Annotated in this window: 15 protein-coding genes; 4 read left to right on the forward strand and 11 right to left on the reverse strand. The window is 63.7% G+C overall.

The window, feature by feature from the left end; genetic code table 11:
* Positions 1 to 185: 185 nt before the first annotated feature.
* Together AC6JA3_RS12710 and AC6JA3_RS12715 are read right to left on the reverse strand one after the other, a co-directional pair.
* Positions 186 to 1,559 carry a class I SAM-dependent RNA methyltransferase gene (locus AC6JA3_RS12710; RefSeq protein ID WP_026540317.1) on the reverse strand — a complete coding sequence of 458 codons (1,374 nt, stop codon included), beginning with the start codon at positions 1,557 to 1,559 and terminating at the stop codon, positions 186 to 188.
* Positions 1,560 to 3,533: an APC family permease gene (locus tag AC6JA3_RS12715; RefSeq protein ID WP_026540316.1), complete on the reverse strand. Its 1,974-nt coding sequence runs from the start codon at positions 3,531 to 3,533 to the stop codon at positions 1,560 to 1,562.
* Between the two features lie 115 nt (positions 3,534 to 3,648).
* Between AC6JA3_RS12715 and AC6JA3_RS12720 the strand changes: the two genes are divergently transcribed.
* A complete protein-coding gene (locus AC6JA3_RS12720) occupies positions 3,649 to 4,320 on the forward strand; it encodes a potassium channel family protein (RefSeq protein ID WP_026540315.1) in 672 nt (223 codons plus the stop codon).
* Complete coding sequence (locus AC6JA3_RS12725; protein ID WP_026540314.1) at positions 4,320 to 5,057, forward strand: potassium channel family protein; 738 nt, start codon at positions 4,320 to 4,322, stop codon at positions 5,055 to 5,057. Before AC6JA3_RS12720 ends, AC6JA3_RS12725 begins: the two co-directional genes overlap by 1 nt.
* On the opposite strand, the gene AC6JA3_RS12730 is transcribed toward AC6JA3_RS12725, so the two are convergent.
* The 4 genes from AC6JA3_RS12730 to dut form a co-directional block, all read right to left on the reverse strand.
* A complete protein-coding gene (locus AC6JA3_RS12730) occupies positions 5,024 to 5,806 on the reverse strand; it encodes a DUF3159 domain-containing protein (protein WP_026540313.1) in 783 nt (260 codons plus the stop codon). The genes AC6JA3_RS12725 and AC6JA3_RS12730 overlap by 34 nt on opposite strands.
* Entirely contained in the window at positions 5,803 to 6,069 is a 267-nt protein-coding gene (locus AC6JA3_RS12735; protein WP_081733297.1) for a hypothetical protein, read from the reverse strand. Before AC6JA3_RS12735 ends, AC6JA3_RS12730 begins: the two co-directional genes overlap by 4 nt.
* A 103-nt stretch (positions 6,070 to 6,172) precedes the next feature.
* Positions 6,173 to 6,916, reverse strand: a complete 744-nt coding sequence (locus tag AC6JA3_RS12740) for a DUF3710 domain-containing protein (RefSeq protein WP_026540311.1) — start codon at positions 6,914 to 6,916, stop codon at positions 6,173 to 6,175.
* A 111-nt stretch (positions 6,917 to 7,027) separates the two neighbouring features.
* A complete protein-coding gene (gene dut / locus AC6JA3_RS12745; protein WP_035760684.1) occupies positions 7,028 to 7,609 on the reverse strand; it encodes a dUTP diphosphatase in 582 nt (193 codons plus the stop codon).
* Positions 7,610 to 7,773: 164 nt separating this feature from the next.
* Here dut and AC6JA3_RS12750 point away from each other — a divergent pair, with 164 nt between their 5' ends.
* On the forward strand, positions 7,774 to 8,268 hold the full coding sequence (locus AC6JA3_RS12750) for a DUF3093 domain-containing protein (RefSeq protein WP_026540309.1): 495 nt from the start codon (positions 7,774 to 7,776) through the stop codon (positions 8,266 to 8,268).
* Positions 8,269 to 8,435: 167 nt separating this feature from the next.
* Here AC6JA3_RS12750 and AC6JA3_RS12755 read toward each other — a convergent pair whose 3' ends face one another.
* On the reverse strand, positions 8,436 to 8,735 hold the full coding sequence (locus AC6JA3_RS12755; protein WP_026540308.1) for a DUF4193 domain-containing protein: 300 nt from the start codon (positions 8,733 to 8,735) through the stop codon (positions 8,436 to 8,438).
* A gap of 296 nt (positions 8,736 to 9,031) precedes the next feature.
* On the opposite strand from AC6JA3_RS12755, the gene sepH reads away from it, so the two are divergent.
* On the forward strand, positions 9,032 to 10,366 hold the full coding sequence (sepH, locus tag AC6JA3_RS12760) for a septation protein SepH (protein ID WP_026540307.1): 1,335 nt from the start codon (positions 9,032 to 9,034) through the stop codon (positions 10,364 to 10,366).
* Positions 10,367 to 10,375: 9 nt separating this feature from the next.
* Here the strand turns inward: sepH and AC6JA3_RS12765 are convergent, their stop codons facing one another.
* Genes AC6JA3_RS12765 through AC6JA3_RS12780 form a run of 4 tightly spaced genes read right to left on the reverse strand, consistent with a single transcriptional unit; the run spans position 10,376 to position 15,795 of the window.
* Positions 10,376 to 11,116, reverse strand: coding sequence for a thymidine kinase (locus tag AC6JA3_RS12765; RefSeq protein WP_497920154.1), 741 nt, complete (start codon positions 11,114 to 11,116; stop codon positions 10,376 to 10,378).
* Complete coding sequence (locus tag AC6JA3_RS12770; protein WP_026540305.1) at positions 11,109 to 12,329, reverse strand: alkaline phosphatase family protein; 1,221 nt, start codon at positions 12,327 to 12,329, stop codon at positions 11,109 to 11,111. The genes AC6JA3_RS12765 and AC6JA3_RS12770 overlap by 8 nt, the downstream gene beginning before the upstream one ends.
* Positions 12,326 to 13,051 (reverse strand): DUF5998 family protein, encoded by a 726-nt coding sequence (locus tag AC6JA3_RS12775; protein ID WP_026540304.1) that lies wholly within the window; start codon positions 13,049 to 13,051, stop codon positions 12,326 to 12,328. The genes AC6JA3_RS12770 and AC6JA3_RS12775 overlap by 4 nt, the downstream gene beginning before the upstream one ends.
* A gap of 56 nt (positions 13,052 to 13,107) precedes the next feature.
* Positions 13,108 to 15,795: a bifunctional acetate--CoA ligase family protein/GNAT family N-acetyltransferase gene (locus AC6JA3_RS12780; protein ID WP_026540303.1), complete on the reverse strand. Its 2,688-nt coding sequence runs from the start codon at positions 15,793 to 15,795 to the stop codon at positions 13,108 to 13,110.
* Positions 15,796 to 15,811 lie beyond the last annotated feature (16 nt).

Raw genomic sequence — 15,811 nt, forward strand, 5'->3', positions numbered from 1 at the left:
GCTAGCCAGTTAGGCGCACCTTACTTAGCCGGGCGGCATCTCTCTTGGTCACCCCGGGCCGCGGTGTTGATTCCCCCGGAGCGGGACTACTACGCCCATCGTAGTGGCATCCGTCCCAAGAGTGGCACGCCTGACCCCAAACCCGCGCCGCCCGCCGGACTCCGGCGGGCGTACGCGCCAGGGGGTCAGTGGGAGGGGACGATCAGGCCCACTGTTTCGAGGTGATGCGTGTGGGGGTAGAGATCGAACGCGCGCAGCGACTCCAGGCGCCAACCACCCTGATGGAAGTAACCCAGATCACGCGCAAAGGACGCCGGATCGCAGGACACATAGGCAATTGCGCGGGGTCCGGTGGCCATCAACTGCTTGACCACAGCCTTTCCGGCCCCGGCGCGTGGCGGGTCCAGCACCAGCGAATCAAAGCTTCGCTCACTCTGGTGCAGCACACGTTCCACCCGACCCTGGACTATTTCCACCTGTGGTTGCCCGTGCAGGTTCTTGCGGGCGTCACGGCTGGTCCCGGGGGCGCCCTCCACCGAAAGCACCGATCCCGTGACACCTACGGCGTCGGCCAAGGGGGCCGTGAACAGCCCTGCGCCGGCATAGAGATCGGCAACGGCGGCACCGGGCTGCAAGTACCCGCCCCGTGAAAGATAATCCGTCACAGCACCCACCAAGGTTCCGGGCGCGTCCTTATGGATCTGCCAGAACCCCTCGCCAGTGACCCTGTATTCGTGGCCGGCGGCGGACTCCTGCACCCAGGTCCTCCCCCGCAACTGCAGGACCTCGCCCTTTCCCGGGTCGAAGCTGGCTACTGACACCTCATGCGGCAATTGGGACACGATGCTGTGCACCCTCTTGGGGCTCGTCCCTTCTTCCGGGGCCAACAGAATCAGCGGCCGTGAACCGTTGGCCGGCACGGCAACCTCGACGCGGGCGATCCCGGTGAGGTCCAGGTCCCACAGCTTCAGTTCATTGACTCCGGGCAGTGCCAGTGGCATTTCCTTAATGGGAAGCACCAGATCGGAGCGATGCGCGTGCATGCCCAACCGTCCCTTGGAAGTCACGGCGAAGCTGGCGCGCGTGCGCCAGCCGAGGCCGTCGTCGTGCTGGTCCCCGACCGCTTCAACCTCGGTGGCGAGGTCGAGGCCGGCAAGCCTCTGGAGTTGCTCGGCCAGCACCCCGGACTTCAGTTCACGTTGGTGCTCCAGCGAGATATGTCCGAGCTCAGCGCCGCCCACCGGAGGCCCACCCCGTTTCCACGAGGCCAAGGAGTCCGCCGGTTTCCAGAAATGCGGAACGCGGTGGGGCGATGCTTCAAGGACTTCGACGACGTCGGCCCGCCAGAAGCGCGACGAGTCACCGGAGTCGGTCAACCGGATGCGGACCTTCTCCCCCGGGATGGCATGCCGGACGAAGATGACGCGCCCTTCGTGCCGTGCGACAAAGTGGCCACCGTGGGCGATCGGTCCGATGTCCACGACGAGTTCGGTACCTGCCGCGCCTGGATGTTCGCCGGCGGCCTGTGCGGTGGGGTGGGAAGTGGTGTGGGAGGTCATTTAGGTATCCTGCAGTGCCTTTGCTTCTTCGGACGATTTCAGCTGCCACGGAACGCTGGCAACCATGACTCCAGGTTCAAAGTGGAGCCGCGTCTTGATTCGGAGTGCTGTCTGGTTGTGGACCAGTTGTTCCCACCATTTGCCCACCACATATTCGGGGATGTAGACCACGATCAGGTCCCGGGGCGAGTCACGCCGCATGTTCTTGATGTAGTCCATGATGGGTGTCACGGTTTCACGGTAAGGGCTGGCCAGCACGGTCAGGGGCACCGGAATTTCCAGCTTCTCCCAGTCCCGGACGGTGTGCTGGGTCTCTTCTGTGTTGATGTCCACGGTAATTGCGTCAAGGCGCGAGGGCCTGGATGCCCTGGCATATGCCAGCGCCCGGAGGACGGGCTTGCGGACGTGCGAGACGAGGAGAACCGCATGGACGCGGGTAGGCAGGGCGCGCGGTGACGAGTCCTCGTCGACCGCCAGTTCCCTGGCCACGTTGTCATAGTGGGCGCGGATGCTCCACATGATGAGGAAGAGGACAAACATGGCAAGCAAGGCGATCCAGGCGCCCTGCTCGAACTTGGTGATCAGGACGATCACCAGGACCAGGGCCGTCATGCCGAAACCGACCATGTTGATGGTGCGCGACTTGATAATCCTCCGGCGGACGGCCTTGTCCCTGGCGAGTTTCAATTCGCGTCCCCAGTGCCGGATCATCCCGAGCTGGCTGGCCGTGAAGGAGATGAAGACGCCCACGATGTAGAGCTGGATCAGCTTGGTGACATCGGCGTTGAAAGCGAGAATCAGCACCAGGGCACCCGCGGCCAAGGCCAGGACGCCGTTGCTGAACGCGAGCCTGTCGCCGCGGGTTCGGAGTTGACGCGGGAGGTAGCCGTCCTGGGCAAGTATGGAGCCAAGGACAGGGAACCCGTTGAAGGCAGTATTCGAGGCGAACACCAGGATGACACCTGTTGCCGCCACCACGATGTAGAACGGAATGGACCCTGCACCGAAGATGGTGTCGGCAATCTGGCTGATGGCCGGGTTCTGGATGTAGCCCTCGGGAAGCGGCTTGCCGTCCACCAGGAACTCCGTGGCGGGGTCAAGGACGATGTGTACTTTGGTGGCATTGGCCAGGAAGAGGATGCCGGCCAACATTGCCGCGGCGATTGCGCCGAGCAGCAGCAACGTTGTTGCCGCGTTTTTGCTCTTGGGCTTCTGGAAGTTTGGTACGCCATTGCTGATGGCTTCGACGCCGGTCAGTGCCGCAGCGCCGGAGGAGAACGCCCGAAGCAGGAGGAAAGCGCCGGCCAGTCCAACCAGGCCCTCATCAAATCCGGACTGCGGGACGATGGTGAAGTTTGCCGACTGTGCCTCCCCCAATTGCCCGGTGGCAAACTGGAAAATACCCACGGCGGTCATGCCCAGGATCGAAGCCATGAAAATGTAAGTGGGAACAGCAAAAACCGAGCCCGCTTCCTTGATGCCACGAAGGTTCACCAACGCAAGGATGACGACGCCGATAGTGGCAATGAGGGCCTGTTGCCCGTGCAGGGAAGGAATAGCCGTGGTGACATACGCTGCAGCGGAAGACATGGACACGGCAACGGTCAACACGTAGTCCACCAGGAGGGCTGAGGCCACGGTGAGCCCGGCATACTTGCCCAGGTTGACGTTCGCGATCTCATAGTCGCCGCCACCGGAGGGGTAGGCGTGGACGTTTTGCCGGTAGGACGCCACAACTGTGAGCAAAACCACCATGACGGCGAGGCCGACCAACGGCGAGAAAGCTACGGCACTGACGCCCGCGAGGGCCAGCGTCAGCAGGATTTCATCAGGGGCATAGGCTACCGAGGACAGCGCATCCGAGGCGAAGATCGGCAAAGCGATGCGTTTGGGCAACAAGGTGTGGGACAGGCGGTCATTCCTGACCGGCCTGCCCACCAACACCCGCTTCGCGGCATTCAAAATTGTCAGCACTCCGCAAAGCTACTCTGAATCCCCATCGATGTCATGACGGTTGTTCACAGCCAAGCCACTGCGCACCGGTAAAGTCATACCGAGCGGGACGGACAGCACAGATAAAGGAGACATGGTGGCACACTTCGTGATCATGGGTTGCGGCCGTGTTGGCGCAACCCTGGCACACACTTTGGAGGATGCCGGCCATTCGGTCGCCATCATCGACCAGGACGAGCGGGCCTTCCGCCGGTTGCGCAATACCTTTGCCGGCCGCAAGGTCACCGGCGTCGGTTTCGACAGGGACACCCTCAAGCAGGCCGGTGTGGAAGAGGCCTACGCCTTCGCCGCAGTTTCCAGCGGCGACAACTCCAACATCCTGGCCACCCGGGTGGCCCGCGAGACCTTTCATGTTGCCCATGTTGTGGCGCGGATCTACGACCCCGGACGTGCCGAGATCTACCAGCGCCTGGGCATCCCCACCGTGGCAGCTGTCCGTTGGAGCGCCGACCAGGTCCTGCGCCGCATTCTTCCCGAACAGCATCTGGCCGGGGATTACCGTGAGCCCTCGGGCCGGCTGGTTTTAGCCGAGGTGGATCTCCACGAGGAGTGGATCGGGCACAGCCTCGCATCCATTGAAGCCGCCTCGGGAATACGCATTGCCTTCATTACCCGGTTTGGCGAGGGCGTCCTCCCCACCACGGGCACGGCCTACCAGGAAGGCGACACCGTCCACGCGATGCTGAGCCTGGACAGAACGTCCGAGATCAGCCGGATCCTCGCCAAAGCACCCGCCAAGGAGTCTTAGTGAAAGTCGTTATTGTTGGTGCAGGAAGCGTCGGTTCGTCCATTGCGCGTGAACTTCTGGCCCATAAGCACCAGATCCTGCTGATCGACCTCAAGCCCGAGGTCATTGGCCGCAGCGGACTGCGGGGCGCCCGCTGGCTGGTGGGCGATGCCTGCGAACTCAGTACCCTGCAGGACGCAAAACTTGAGGATGCCGACGTCGTGGTCTCTGCCACCGGCGACGACAAAGTCAACCTGGTGGTATCCCTCTTGGCCAAGACGGAATTCGGCGTGGGCCGCACCGTGGGCCGTGTGAACAATCCCAAGAACGACTGGATGTTCAATGATTCCTGGGGCGTAGACGTCGCGGTCAATACTCCGCAGCTCATGACAGCCCTGGTGGAAGAAGCCGTCGAAATCGGCGACATCGTCCGCTTGCTGACGTTGCAGACAGGAGTGGCCTCGATCGTGGAATTCACGGTCCCGCATGACTCCCATGTCATTGGCAGCACGGTCGGCGGGATCGATTGGCCGGAGGACGCCACACTGGTGGCAATCCTGCGCGACCAGGCACCCATTACCCCCACCCGCGACGACGTCCTCGATGGCGGCGACGAGCTGTTCTTCGTCACCACCATCGCAGCAGAGGACGGCCTAAGGTCACTGTTGTCGCCGGGTTACGACGACGACAACGAACCTCGCGAGGGAACGTCGGGAACCGGGGATCAGGCCTCCGAGGACGACGGCTTCGACGGCTGAGGTGCGGGCTTGGTGACCAGCCAGGCAACCCAGAGGCCCAGGATGTACAGCGGGGCTCCCATCAGGAGCCTGGTGGTTGCCAGGGCTGTCAGGCCTGCTTCGCCCATGAAGTACAGCGGGACCTGCACCAGAAGGCGCAGAGCCAGGACCGCAACCACGATCCACGTTCCCAGCTTGTAAGCCCTCAGCCGTTCAGGGTCCTTGCGCCATTCGAGTCCCTCATTGCGGACGAACCCGAAGAGGAGGCCCGCTACCGGCCATTTGAGGACGATGGAGAGCACCATGGCGAGGATATAGGCGATGTTGGTGAAGAAGCCCAGGACGTAGAAGTCCTCGGCTTTGCCTGTGGTGTTGGCCAGCCACGCCGAAATACCGACCCCCACAACCCCGGCCAAGGCCTGGGTCAGTGGGCGCCGTTGGATCAACCGGACCACAGTGAACACGGCTGCCGTAGCCAAAGCCGCCACCAATGCAGGGGTGAGATCCCTGGCCACCGTGAACACCACCAGGAAGACCAATCCCGGGAGAATGCTCTCGGCGATGCCCTGCCAGCCACCGGCGGACTTCAGCATGTCCACGTGCCCGGCGCTGTTCCGGTGAAGGCCGGCCTTTTGTGCGTAGCCGGCAGCGAGATCGGAAACACCGGGTGCTTCCGCTGACGGCTTTGCGGCTTCCCCGGACAGGGAAGGGCGGCCATCCGGAACAGAGTCTCCGGTGTTCTTCGGTTCTGATCCGTTGGCCACTGTCATAGGTGCTCCTGGCGGGAAAGTATTTCGTAGCGTGGATTAAACATGGCCGGCAGCCCGTCAAGCTGGGTCACCATGCCGTTGAGGCGAAGCTGCACTCCGGCTTCGATACCGGGTACGCGGGTCCTGCCCAGCCAAATGACGCGAAGACGGTCGTAGGGCTTCCGGATGCCCCCTGCATTGGTGGCCTGGAGGGCTGCTGGGCCAAGGTCATCGACCACCACGGCGGAGAAAAATGGCTGCTCGCTGGGCGGTTGATGCGTCACCGATTCAATGTAGCCGGTACACACCGCCCTTCCCCTGGCTGGAAGATCACGGACGCCCTGCGCGCGGGGACGCTGGCCGGCCAGCCCACCTTTGCCCGAAGTGTCAGCCAATCTGGGTGATCTCCGGCCCTCGTTCAGGCTGTTCCATGGCCGGTGCGCCCTCAGGAGCGCCAGCTTGACCCGGCACGGCGGCGTCCTTGGGCAGGCGCAGCTGCAGCAGTTCGCGCGGGGGCATCGGATTATCGCCGCGCACCACCACTACCCTGCGGAAAAGTTCTTCCAGGCCTGCCGCGGCGTCACGTTCCAACGCAGCCTGCCCGCCGAGGACGCCCCGGAGGAACCAACGCGGCCCGTCCACGCCCATGAAGCGTGCGGCACGGAAGCCGCGGCTGCCATCAGCAGCTTCGGCGGGCAACTTGGCCACGAGTTCAGTACCGAACGCTCCGGAGACTTCTTCGGTTTCCCCGCCCTGGCTGGCTACGGACTGGGTGATCTGTTCCCGGATCTCGTCCCACAAGCCTTCCGAACGCGGAGCCGCGAAGGCCTGGAGCTGCAGGCTGGAACCTTCCAGGTCCATGGTCACTGCCACCACCCGCTGGGTGGCTTCTTCGACCTCAAGCCTCAGTTGGAGACCCTCGGCAGGAGCGATCAGGAGCGCACCGAGGTCCACGTAGCCATCACGGTCCTCGATCTCGTCTATATCCAAGGGGCCTTTGGCCAGCCTGAAATCACCGGCAGTGCCGGGCTGGACCGATTCAGGACTTTGTGCCTCAGCACCGGATTCCTCGACGGTGCCGGCGGATTCCGACCGCTCGTCCTTGGACTTCTTGCCGCGCCCAAAAAGCATTGGGTTTTCTCCTTAGTAGTGGTCTATCCCCAAGTAAACCGCACCCACGTTGAACCACGTTAAACCACGCCAAGGCGACGCCTGGACGTGGGGAGGGTCCAGTGGCTTCCTTTAGGCCTTCGATGCGTTGAAGCCACCGGTGGAACCGAAGCCACCGGTGCCACGAACGGAATCGGACAGCTGGTCAACAGCTACGAACCGTGCGTACTCAACGCGCTGAATTACCATTTGTGCAATTCTATCGCCGCGCTTGAGGTCGATGGCGTGGTTTTGGTCGGTGTTCAGGAGCGTCACCGCAATTTCGCCACGGTAGCCCGCGTCCACAGTGCCTGGGGCGTTGACGACCGTCAGGCCATGCTTGGTGGCAAGGCCTGAGCGTGGGTGGATGAGGGCAACGAATCCGTCCGGGAGGGCGATGGAGACGCCTGTCGGAACCAGTTTCCGCTCGCCGGGGGCGAGGTGTACGTCCTCCCGGGCGCGGAGGTCGGCTCCGGCATCTCCCGGGTGGGCATACGACGGCGCTTCCAGCCCGGCGTCGAGCATTTTCAGCTGCACTTCCAAAGTGGGGGCGCCGTAAGCCGCCGCGGTCTCACTGCCGCTGCCGGTGTCGGGGGCTGTGACTGTGCCTGTGCCTGTGTCTGCGTCTGCGTCTGCGTCTGCGTCTGTACTGAATACTGCCGTCTCATTGCTCACAGTGGACCATTCTACTGGGAGCCGCACCCCGGGCACCGGCTTGCCAACAGTTCCTTACCTGAAGGTGATTGCCGGCAGGTGATTGCCGGCAGGTGACTGCCGGAGGGTGATCGCCGACTCCCAGGTGGACGCAGCAGCCGTGCATCGCCGGATAAGCTGGATGCATGCCTACGCCTGACCAGTCCTCCCCCGTGCCTGCCCGGAACACTCCATCGCCGGAGGTCCTTTACTCCGAAAAACTGTGGCCGTCAGTGTGGATCTGGATCGTGGTGGTTGGCTTGTCCGGCGCGGGCATCCTGATGTTCGGTCCCATCAGTGCGGCAACGGGCATTATCGCGGCTTTGGTCCTGCTGGCCATCATGACCGTCATGCTGGTGCTCTCGACGCCCACCATCACTGTTACCCCAACTACGGTCCGTGTGGGCCGTGCGAGCATCGATCGGAAGTTCGTGGGAACCGTCCAGGCCTTCACCAAGGACGAAGCCACCGCTGAACGTGGTCCCCGGCTCAATGGACTCGCCTACATGTGCTTCAGGGGCTGGATCGATCCCGTGGTCAAGATTGAAATCACCGATCCCGCAGACCGGACTCCGTACTGGCTGGCCTCGTCCCGCAGGCCTGACGAGCTGGTTTCGGCCTTGTCAGCTCCGCGGGCCTGAAAGCGCCGGGACAACACCCTAACAACGGCGCCTCAACCAGGGCCCCTTAACAAGGGCCGGACGTCGCATTAGCAGCGCCCGGCCACTACCCGGGCAATACTTGCAGCTACGCCCAATCCCTGCAGCTACTCCCAATCCTTGCAGGTAGGCATTGCGCACTGATGCGCCTAGCTTTCGCACTCCGTGCAATACAAGTGACCGCCCCGCTCCGCGGCGATCTGCGACCTGTGCTTCACCAGGAAGCAGTTGAAGCAGGTGAACTCGTCCGGCTGCGGAGGCATCACCTGAATCAGGAGTTCCTCGCCGGACAAATCGGCGCCGGGCAGCTCAAAACTGTCGGCAAGATCGGACTCATCGACGTCCACAGCCGAGGACTGCTTACCCGACTGGTGCGTCTTGAGTTCTTCCAGGGAATCCTCGCTGACGTCTTCCTCGGTCTTTCGAGGGGCATCGTAATCGGTGGCCATGGTCCTTCCTTGTCCTCCATACCTGCTGCGGGTTCTGTCCGGTCCGGCGGTCCATCCCCGGCCGGTGTTAGGGTCCAACACCGGACGTCCCGGATTTGTGCCCGATATCGGCCAGATTTTCCTCCCCCGGCCCTGAAAAGTCCATAGACACCGCTTCTTACCGAAAAGTGCTAAAAACGCTGCCTACAGGGGCGGTTTCAGCGGAATATCACGGCACGCCCTTGCTCCTAATAGGAAAAGGCCGCGGCGGGTGGCAGAGTTTCGAATGTCAGTTATGCCATGTGGTGGAGGGTGTTATGCAGGATCTACGACTGGTAGGCGTCCACGACGACGGCGGGCATCTGCTTTTGAGCGGCCCCGGCGGTGAGATGTTCCAGCTTCCGATCGACGAGGCCTTGAGGGCAGCGGCGAGCCGGACCCCTGCCCAAGTGGCGGCCCGGGCCGCCAACACACCCATTGCCATGTCACCCCGTGACATCCAGTCCAGAATTCGCAGCGGCGCGACGGCGGCCGAAGTGGCCGAATTGTCCGGGCTACCCCTCGCCAACGTCCAACGCTACGAAGGCCCCGTCCTCGCAGAGCGTGAATACGTCGCCAGGCAAGCACGCAACATTGAGGTCGCTGCCCCCGCTCCGGGCCATGACGCCTACCGCTCAGCCTTCGGGGACAACCCGGCCACGCTCGGAGAGATGGTGGACCACCGGCTGGCTGCCCACGGCATCGATTCGTCCACCGTGGACTGGGATTCATGGCGCCGGACGGACGGTTCCTGGACCGTCGTCGCACGCTTCGAGACGGTGCCGGGCACGCACGGCAGCATCGGCGAAGAACCTCCCGCCATGTGGACCTTCAGCCCGCAGCGCAAGTCACTTCAGAACGCCAACCGTTGGGCACAGCAGCTCAGCGAACTCGAGCCCTTGGACGGACCAGTTCCGGCGCGCCGGCTCGCTGCTGTCTCGGACCGTCCCTTCGACTTCGAGACTGATGCTGAAACAGCCGCACGTGTCTCTGCCAAGGAAGCCAAGGAAGCGGACAGCCTCCTGGAGATGCTCCGGTCGCGTCGGGGTCAGCGCCTGGGAGTGGACGAGGACGGAGACGACGCCTTGGCAGTGCTGCTGAGCAACGTTCCGGCAGCCCACCCGCGGCCGGGAGACGGGAACGACGACGTCGACGAAGCCCCCGGTGCAGAACCCGCGCCCGCAGCGGTTCCTGCTGAGGAACCCGCGCGCAAGGACGGACGTCCATCGATGCTGTCGCGGCTGAGCCTCGCGCCACGGCACTTCGAACCCCAGGATGACGATGACGATGATTCGCTGAAGCTTCACCAGGGCGTCAGCACGGAAACGCGGGAGATCACGGTGGTGGCCAGCCCGCTGCGCCCCGTCACGCCTCTCGCCGGGCGCAAACCGGCCGGGCTTGACGAGCTTCTGGGCGGCAGCAACGTTTCCCGCGACGCGCAGGAGCAGCAGGAGTCACATGACGGGAACCCGGATTCGACAATTCCGGCCGATTCCACGGACTCCGAGGTCCGCAAGGACGCCGATGCGCCAGCAGAACGCCAGCCTTCACGGCCAAAGCGGTCCAGCATCCCCAGTTGGGATGAGATCGTTTTCGGGGCCCGCGGGGACTAGTTTTACAGCCTAGCTGCGGTGGAGCTCCCCGGCGCCCGGCCAGAGGCAAGCGTCAATATCGAAGGGAAGCGGCTGGTCCGCCCCTGCCATCAGGTTGGCACCATGGGCCGTGACACGCCTCATGTAGTGACGGCGGCACAATGTCTCGTAACCCACCACGGCTTCCCGGCCATCGACGCCGGCATCGGAAGTTGCCGTGGCGCCGTCACTTCCGGTGGAAGGTGCTACATCGCCCACCATCACCTGTTTGCCTTCCACCACCATGATGCCGTTCACTGTCCTGGCATTCTGGGTTGCCCTGCGCCCGCACCAGCACAACGCTTCGACTTGCAGAACCTGGACCTTGTCGGCAAGCTCGATGAGCCGCTGCGATCCGGGGAACAGCCGGGTGCGGAAGTCTGAGGTGATGCCAAAGGCGAAGACATCCACCTCCATCTCATCCACCACACGCGCCAACTGCTCAACTTGGGCGGGAGTGTAGAACTGCGCTTCATCGCAAATGGGGTAGTCGACACGAAGTCCGCTGGTCCGCCGAACCACCACCTCGTCCCAGAAATCCGTGTTGCCTTCGACTTCCACGGCATCGATGTGGAGGCCCAGCCTGCTGGAAATGGTGGAATATCCGGCGCGGTCGTTACAGCTGAAGCGGACGCCTCCGCGCCCCCTTGCACGGTGGTTGTGGTCCATCTGAAGGGCAAGCGTGGACTTGCCGCAGTCCATGGTGCCTGAGAAAAAGACCAGTTCAGCCACGTTTGCCTTTCCTGCCGGCTGCGGGGAAACACACCAGGGGTACTTCACGCTCGGATTTGGTCAGGGAACCGTGCTGGCCCACCACCTCCAGGGAGGCGGGGCGGACACGGCGGGTGTCATAGAGTGCCAGGGTGTCACGGGCAGCAATCATGACGTCCCCGATGCGGGGTGCGACTTCCGGGCGGACATCACCGAATAATCCGGCGTCCACGGCCTGGGTCCTCGTGAAGGCCCAGATCCGTTCACCGAACCGACGACGCCACGCAGCAAGAAGAGCGTCGCGGTGCTCCGCTGTGGCGTCCGGCTCAAGGTACAGGTGCACCATGCGCGGCTCCCCTGCCGTGTGCCGCACTCCTGCCACCAAGGGCTCATCGGCGGAGTAGTCGATCCTCTGGGACTCGGGCACGTCCACCATGCCGTGGTCACCTGTCAACAGGATGGTGGTTCCAGCAGGGAGCGTTGAGGACAGCCGTTTGACCGTGGAGTCCAGTTCCTCGAGCTGATGCTCCCAACGGTCCGACTGGCTGCCATAGCGGTGGCCGGCTTTGTCCAGCTCATTGAGGTAGAAGTACATCAAGGAACGTCCGCCTCCGGACATTGCTTCAGCGGCCGCGGCCGTCCGTGCGTGGAGCGTGGTGCCGCCAACGAACCGGCTGCCCCTCAGCGCGGCCTGCGTCATGGGCGAATCACCGAATTGCGGCAGGCTGACCGTCACCACGTCCAGCTCACCGGCCACACGCTCAAAAACGGTGGCATGGGGCTGCCATTCCAAGGGGTCAACGTGCGGATCCCAGTTGCCCAGGAGGTTCACCACCTTGTCCTGTGCAGGATCCAGGACGTCGTACCCCACCATGCCATGTTGGCCTGCCGGCAGCCCGGTCCCCAGGCTCGCCAAGGAGGCCGCCGTGGTGCTCGGGAACGCTGAGTCAATCCACTGCGGGACGTTGCCCTGCCCGTTGGCAAGGACGGAACGAAGGAACGGCGTGTGCGAGGCCTTTTGTTTGAGCAGGTTGCGGCCCAAACCATCGGCGAGGACAACGCAGACACGCTGCGATGCCGGCACCTGCAGCGGGTTGGTGAAGCCTGGTACGCCGAGGGCTGCCGCAGCGCTGACAAAGACTTCGGCAATCGACTTGCTCCCGAACAGCGGCGCGGAGGGAAGGCCGGTAACGGCGCTGGTTGCCGACGACGGTGTCTGTGCAGCGTCCCTCAACGCTGGTGTCCGCGGCTCAGGCGGTTGCTGAAAACGCCCGAACGAGGCCGTGGCGCGGGGATGCCGGAGTGCTGGACCGGTGCCGGGTTTCCGGTGTTGACCGCACGCAGGGCGCGGGCAAACAGCTTGGCATCCTGGACCGCCTGCAAGCCGTCGGCTTCAGCGCTGATGCGGAGCACGATGTCCTCCTGGGCAATAGTTCCGCTGTACCCGTGATCGGCCTCGCATTGGGGATCTCCGCAACTGGCCGGCCCCATGTCCAAACGCTGGCCTCCGGACCATGCGATGGAGACGGTGAGCTCCCGGACAGGATCGGAAGGCTTGTAGTCCTGGGGCTGGGAGTACATGTAGCTGAGCACCACCGACCGGATTTGGGCCACGGGAACTGACTCCGTGGAGATCTGCGCGACGATTTGCTCTCCGGCTTCGTCCAGCTGCTGGTCGTCGACATGGGTGATCACCAGCATGTCTTCAGTCAGCACCAGCACAGTAATGTGCCTTCGGACCTCTGCCCGGTCAAAGTGCGTCTCGAGGTGGACCAGATGTGAAAGGCACTCCCTGCCGTCCAGGGCGTCATCGACGACATCTGCCACCAACCGCGGGTAGAACCCGGCCTGCTGCAGCGCCTGGTCCAGGCTCTGACCCTGCGAGCTGTGGTTGTGCGCAGTGTGGTTCCCGGTATTGGACGGGCGTGATTGAGGCGTCGGAGACTGAGTGCTCATTCCCCCATTTTCACAGATCGCTTGGTGACTTCCTAACCGCCGGTCCCCTCCTGTGGCTAACTTCGCATCGCGCGCCGGGCACTGTCAGTTCGCTGCGCGGCGTTGCCGATCCAGACGTCTGCGCCCAGGATCGTGGCCCCTGCAGGGCCGGCAAGGACGGGGTTGAATTCCACCAGCGCGATTCCCGGGTGGTCGTCCTTGAGCTTGGCGAGCCGGGCCGCTATGTCCTCCAAGGAAGCCACGTCCACCGCCGGCAGCCCTTGGTAGCCGAAGAGTTTCCTGGAAGCGCGGGGCGAGCGGATGACATCGTGCAGGTCCGCAGCCGATAACGGCGGTACCCGGTGGGCCCAATCGTCCAGCAGGTTCACGGCGTCACCTGCCAGGCCGAAGGAGAGCACGGGCCCCAGCAAGGGATCCTCCATGGCCCGGAAAGTGCAGGCCTGTCCCACCGGAGCCATGGCCTGGACCTCGAGGGAAGGCGATCCGTACGGTTCCAAGGCCCGCCGCATCTGTGCAACATTCTGCCGCAGCGATTCGGCGTCCTGGATATCCAGGCGCACGCCGCCGAGGTCCAGCCGGTGCCGCAAGGCGGGATCGGTGGTCTTCAGGACAACCGGCCATCCCACGGTGTTGGCCGCCTGCACGGCCTCGTCGGGCGTACCGAATCCAAGCGTGGGAACGACGTCGATTCCGTAGCCGGCAAGCAGTGCCGCGGCAGCACCGGCGTCGAGCTTCCTGATCTTTTCGCCGGTAACACCGGCAAGCATTGCCGTCAGCGTTTCCCGGGTGCCTTCAACGTCGCAGCCCTCCGGTTCAACAAACAAGCCCTGGTCCCGGTCACGCCATTGCGCATAGCCGACAATCGCTGCCAGGGCAGCAACCGCGGCGCCGGCATTCGAATAGCACGGAAGCATGGGCTTTCCCGCCGAACCTACCATTCCTTCGACGTGCACGGACGGGTCCAGGATGCCGGTGAAGGCTGCAACAACAGGTTTCCGGGCCTCCGCGGCGCACTCTGCCAAGACACCGGCCAATGCCTCCGCTGTAAGCCCCCGCGCCGGGAGAAGCGCCGCAACCACCGCGTGAACTGAGTCATCGGCCAGGCTTTCCATAAGACTGGCCCGGAGTGCAGGCAGGGCAACGGACATTCCCGCATCAAGGTCGACGTCGGTGACCAGGCGGCTCACATCAAGCCCGAGTGGACCGGCACTGTCCGATACCACTTTGCCCAGGGCCACTGAGTTGGAATAGACGGCCACGCCGGGGCCTTGTGGCAGAGCCTGGGATGAGACGATCTGGGCAATGTCCATGAGCTGTTCAATGGTTTCGACCCGGATGACGCCGGCCTGGCGCATCATGGCATCCACTGCGGCTGAAGGGGCCTGGGTGGTCCGCACTTCATGTCCCGGCGGCAGGCTCAGGCCCGTCACATCGGATTTGGCGACAATCACGGGCTTGCTGCGCGACAACCGGCGGGCCAGGCGCGAGAACTTACGGGGATTGCCAATGGATTCCAGGTACAGGCCCACCGCGGAGGTATCGGCGTCGTCCTCCCAATACTGCATGGCATCGTTGCCCGAGACGTCGGCACGGTTTCCTGCGGAGAGGAACGAGGACAGCCCAAGCCTGCGGCGGCTTGCGGCGGCATAGACGGCAACACCCACAGCAGCAGACTGGCTGAACAAGCCCAGGCTGCCCCGGGGCGGCATGGCAGGGGCCATGGAGGCGTTGAGCGACACGGCCGGGTGGGTGTTCAGGATGCCCAGGGACTCGGGGCCGATGACCCGCATGCCGTTGGCACGGGCCCGGCGCACGAGATCGTGCTGGCGCGCCAAACCCCGCTCGCCGTCGTCGGCAAATCCTGCAGTTGCCACCACGATGCCCTTGACGCCGGCAGCAGCGCACTCATCCACCACCTTGGGGACTTCCTCGTATGGCACGGCGACGATCGCCAACTGCACGGGCCCCGGAATTTCGGACAGTTTTCCAAAGGAGACCATGCCGGCCAGTTCGAAAGCTTCGGGGTTCACGGCGTAGACCGGGCCCTTGAACCCGCCTTCAATGATGTGTTCCAGCAATTGGTAGCCAACGGTCCCCCACTTGCGGCTGGCACCAATAACAGCCACCGACGACGGCGACAACAGGTCGCGTACGCTGCGTGCCTCTGCGCGGTGCTCACGGGATTCCATCACGGCCCGGGATTTCTCCGTGGGGTCGATGTTGAACTCGACGCTCACCACGCCGTCGTCGAATTGCCTTGTGAGGTCGTAGCCTGCATCGGCGAAGACCATCAGCATCTTCCTGTTGTCCGGCAGGACCTCGGCCGTGAAGCGACGGATGCCGTTTTCGCGGGCGGCAACCGCCAGGTGTTCAAGGAGGATCGAGCCGATCCCGCGGCCCTGGTGGGCATCTGAGATATTGAACGCGACTTCGGCCTCGTCAGGATCATCCAGTCGGTCGTACCGGCCGATTCCCATGATCTCGCCGCCGATGGTGATGACGAAGGCCACCCGGTTGATGTGGTCCACCTCGGTGAACCGGCGCACTTCCTTGCCGGAGAGCCGGGGCTTGAAGGAAAAGAACCGCATGTAGATCGACGCCTGCGACTGGCCGGCATGGAAAGCCTGCAAGGCATCGGCGTCCTCGGGCCGGATAGGGCGCAGGTGGGCGGTGCCGCCGTCGCGCAGGACGACATCAGCCTCCCAATATTCCGGATAAATGCCGACGCCGGGCTGATCCACCATAGGCTTAGCCTAGCTA

Source organism: Arthrobacter sp. TmtSoilC79, from assembly GCF_059739405.1.

Coding starts and splice junctions, on each gene's coding strand:
- AC6JA3_RS12710 (WP_026540317.1), bottom strand. CDS start 1,559: ATGACCTCCCACACCACTTCCCACCCCACCGCACAGGCCGCCGGCGAA.
- AC6JA3_RS12730 (WP_026540313.1), bottom strand. CDS start 5,806: ATGACAGTGGCCAACGGATCAGAACCGAAGAACACCGGAGACTCTGTT.
- AC6JA3_RS12740 (WP_026540311.1), bottom strand. CDS start 6,916: ATGCTTTTTGGGCGCGGCAAGAAGTCCAAGGACGAGCGGTCGGAATCC.
- AC6JA3_RS12750 (WP_026540309.1), top strand. CDS start 7,774: ATGCCTACGCCTGACCAGTCCTCCCCCGTGCCTGCCCGGAACACTCCA.
- AC6JA3_RS12755 (WP_026540308.1), bottom strand. CDS start 8,735: ATGGCCACCGATTACGATGCCCCTCGAAAGACCGAGGAAGACGTCAGC.
- sepH (WP_026540307.1), top strand. CDS start 9,032: ATGCAGGATCTACGACTGGTAGGCGTCCACGACGACGGCGGGCATCTG.
- AC6JA3_RS12775 (WP_026540304.1), bottom strand. CDS start 13,051: ATGAGCACTCAGTCTCCGACGCCTCAATCACGCCCGTCCAATACCGGG.
- AC6JA3_RS12780 (WP_026540303.1), bottom strand. CDS start 15,795: ATGGTGGATCAGCCCGGCGTCGGCATTTATCCGGAATATTGGGAGGCT.